The sequence below is a fragment of the Actinomycetota bacterium genome (assembly GCA_005774595.1).
GTDB lineage: Bacteria > Actinomycetota > Coriobacteriia > Anaerosomatales > D1FN1-002 > D1FN1-002.
Map to the genome: position 1 here is coordinate 1 of VAUM01000467.1, position 1203 is coordinate 1203.

The window sequence follows — 1203 nt, forward strand, 5'->3', positions numbered from 1 at the left end:
CCGCCACGCACGCCGCCGTGGCCGACGGCACGTGGGCCGCGCTCGACCGCTACCTCGGCGCCGCGCTGTCCGACCGGCTCGACCTCGAGACGCGCCTCACGCAGCGCGCGCGGGACTACCCGCCCGCGCCGGCCCGCTCGCGCGTGCGCGCCCGCGTCACACTCGACACCTCGCGCGGCTACGCGACCGCGGTCACGGTCCGCGCCGCCGACCGCGTAGGGCTGCTGCACGACGTCGCCCGCGAGATCGCCGCCGAGGGCCTCGACATCCGCTGGGCGAACGTCATCACGCGCGACGGAGTGGCGCTCGACACCTTCCACGTGGTGGATGCGTCGGGGCAAGCGCCCGACGACCCCGGGGTCCTCGGCCACCTGAGCATGAGGCTGCGCGCAGTGACGTGACGGCCCTTTCGCCTGTGCGATACTCCCTGGTATGCCCACACCGAGTGAGACGACCCGTGCCGAGCGGCTGCCGCTGATCGGGCTGGCCGCCGTCATCGCCGCCGCCGCGCTGCTCTACCTCCCCCACCTCAGGGACGCGATCGGCGGCTTCCAGCACACCAACGAAGGCTTCTACGGGCTGCTCGCGCGCGACTACGCGCACGGGCCGCTGCTCGCCCCTTGGCTGCATCCCCTCGAGTCGAACAACCCGCCGCTGTACCCGTGGGTGCAGGCACTCCTGGTACGGGCCGGGGCGGACCCGGTCGTCGCGGGCAGGGCAATCTCCCTGCTCGCCACCCTGCTGTGCGCCGCACTCGTCTTCGCGCTCTGCGCGCGGCTGTACGATCGCCGCACGGGCCTCGTGGCCGCCGCGGTGTTCGTGTTCCTGCCGGGCGTCGCGCTCGTCGGACGCAACGCGCAGACCGATGTGCCCGTGCTCGCGCTCCAGCTGGCCGCCGTGACGGTCTACGTGATCGCCGCCGAGCGGACCGGCCGGCGCTCCGCCGCGCTGCTCGGCGCGCTCGCCGGCGCGCTCATGGGCGCCGCGGCGCTGACGAAGCTCAGCGCGCTCATCGCGCTGCCCGCGCTCGCGTTGTGGCAGGTCTGGCGCACCCGCGGGCTCAGGTGGCTCGCCGAGCCCGCCACGCTCGGCGCGCTCGCGGCGACGGCCCTCGTCGGCGGCACGTGGTACGGCTACCGGGCTGCGACCGCGGCCGAGTTCCTCACGGCGCAGAGCCGGCTCATCGGACTCGGGAACCTCGAC

At 74.9% G+C, this 1203-nt stretch carries 1 protein-coding gene; it reads left to right on the plus strand.

The features are described from left to right. Nucleotides 1–432 precede the first annotated feature (432 nt). Nucleotides 433–1203 (plus strand): phospholipid carrier-dependent glycosyltransferase (locus FDZ70_11035; protein ID TLM65544.1); only part of this gene is annotated, 771 nt, incomplete at its 3' end.